At 54.2% G+C, this 2,066-nt stretch carries 3 protein-coding genes and 1 pseudogene; all 4 read left to right on the forward strand.

Annotated features, from left to right (window positions below):
* The first annotated feature begins 20 nt into the window (after nucleotides 1-20).
* The 4 genes and pseudogenes from ACUHMQ_RS20505 to ACUHMQ_RS20520 all read left to right on the forward strand — a co-directional run bounded on the left by ACUHMQ_RS20505 (nucleotide 21) and on the right by ACUHMQ_RS20520 (nucleotide 1,947).
* Nucleotides 21-482: pseudogene (locus ACUHMQ_RS20505) on the forward strand (phage tail protein).
* Nucleotides 457-663 carry a tail protein X gene (locus ACUHMQ_RS20510; protein ID WP_445297303.1) on the forward strand — a complete coding sequence of 69 codons (207 nt, stop codon included), beginning with the start codon at nucleotides 457-459 and terminating at the stop codon, nucleotides 661-663. The pseudogene ACUHMQ_RS20505 and the gene ACUHMQ_RS20510 overlap by 26 nt, the downstream one beginning before the upstream one ends.
* A 3-nt stretch (nucleotides 664-666) precedes the next feature.
* A complete protein-coding gene (locus tag ACUHMQ_RS20515) occupies nucleotides 667-1,707 on the forward strand; it encodes a phage late control D family protein (RefSeq protein ID WP_445297304.1) in 1,041 nt (346 codons plus the stop codon).
* A gap of 57 nt (nucleotides 1,708-1,764) precedes the next feature.
* Nucleotides 1,765-1,947 carry a phage holin family protein gene (locus ACUHMQ_RS20520; protein WP_445297305.1) on the forward strand — a complete coding sequence of 61 codons (183 nt, stop codon included), beginning with the start codon at nucleotides 1,765-1,767 and terminating at the stop codon, nucleotides 1,945-1,947.
* Nucleotides 1,948-2,066: the final 119 nt, after the last annotated feature.

The following is a 2,066-nucleotide window of genomic DNA, read 5'->3' on the forward strand; positions in this document are numbered from 1 at the left end:
AACTTCCCATCGTCCAGTCAATGAACAAGCGGCTACAAGGTGCGCTGCCGCAGATAGGGCATGCGGACGGGAACGGGTTTCTGCTGGAACTCTCGACGCAGAAAGGCCAGCCATTCCGGTTCAGTCTCGGAAAAGCAACCTATGAAACGCTCAAGCGGCAGGCCCAGTTTGGTATTGCTGATCAAGAGCGCCTTACTCGTCGCCACGCTGAGCAAGCCACCGGACTCGGTACCGACAAAATCACCCTGCGTGGGGCGATCTTCCTGGCACGTGAAGGAGCCGGACATATTGATCACCTGCGGGCCATCGGTGAGCAATTGTAGCCGCTTATCTTGACCACAGGTTACGGACAGCACCTGGGGCGATGGTATCTGAACAGTATCGACGAGGAGCAGGCTCATCTTTTCAACGATGGCGCTTATCGTAAACAAACATTCAGCCTGGAGTTCACCCGCTATGGCGAAGATTATCAGAACGTCTGACGGCGATTTTTTGGACCAGCTTTGTCTGGCGGAATATGGGCACCTGAAAGGCTCGCTGGAAGCGGTACTCGACGCCAACCCAGGTTTAGCTGAAGTGCCTGAACCTTATTCATTGGGTATGCATATCGTTCTACCGGACCTGCCTAAGCCCTCGAATGCCGGTGTGACTTTGTGGGAGTAAGCAATGCGGCCGATTTATCGCATCCTGGCTGACGGCAAGGACATCACAGCCTTATTACAGGATCGGCTGCTCAGTATCAGCATTACCGACAAGGCAGGGGTTGATGCAGACGAGTTGACCATCAAGATCGACGACCGCGAAGGCAAAGTAGCCATGCCACGCACCGGCGCGATGCTGGAAGTCAGCCTGGGTTATGAAGAAACGGGCCTAACACGGATTGGCCGGTACCGCATCGACGAGATTGGATCGAGCGGACCGCCCCAGGCCATGACGCTCAGTGGTCGTCCCGCCAATATGGCAAGTGCCATCAAACAAGTAAGGCGGCATAGCTGGGATAAGGTCAGTCTTGCCACCATTGTGGCGGACATCGCCAAGCGCAATAAACTCAAGCCGGTCTGCCAAGTGAAAGCCACGGTGGCGAGAGCCGATCAGTTCAATGAGTCCGATCTGCACTTCATCACACGCTTGGCGGGCCAATACGATGCAACCGCCACCATTAAGGGAGAGCAGCTACTGGTGTTACCACGTGGCGGCCAAAACAAGTCTAGAAGTGGCAAAGTCTTACCCACCATCGTGCTCCACCGTCGGGACATTACGAGCTGGTCATTCAAACGTAGCGACCGCAAAGCAGCGGTTGGTGCCGTTGCCAAGCACCACGATAAAGAAAGCGGGAAGACGCTGCGTGTTCTGACACCAGGCGGTGACAATCAGAATGCACTTCGGGTTGCACGCCATGCCAGCGCCAGTCCAGGCGCAGCAGGAGCCAATGCCAATGCAAGTGCAAAACGAGCGCAACGAAGTGAAATCACACTCAGCCTGAACTTATGTGGCCGAGCGGATCTGGTCGCCGAGCGGAAACTACGCACACAAGGCATCAAGGAGGGGGTCGACCATCTGTGGACTATCGACAGCGTGATGCAGGAGTATGTACCTAATGGCGGATGGACCAGTTCAGTCGAACTGATCCTGAATAAGCAGGCTGAGCCAAAGAAGAAAGGAAAAGGGAAACAGCCAGCCAAGCAGTTAAAGGCCATGACGCCTTAATAGGATCTACACACCAACAAGCCGCCCATGAGGTGGCTTTTTTATTGAGGATGCAACATGCAGGAACACGATAAGTCGCTGCTTGAACTAATGGCTGTTGGGGCGGCCATTGCACTGGGTAAGATGTTGGCGAGCGATGAGGCGATCAGCAAACGCCTGATAGTAGGACGGGCAATTTTAGGTAGTGCCAGCAGTGTTTTGGCGGGTTTGGCCTTACTGCAATTCCCGGCTATTCGGTAATCCCCCCGGAAAATAGGGGTGTGCAGAAGTAGAATTTTCTCGGATAGAGGGAGTTCTACAAAATGAAGAAATCGAGATTTTCGGACAGCCAAATCATCACCGTGCTTAAGGAGGCAGAG

It is taken from the genome of Chitinimonas violaceus, assembly GCF_052601015.1.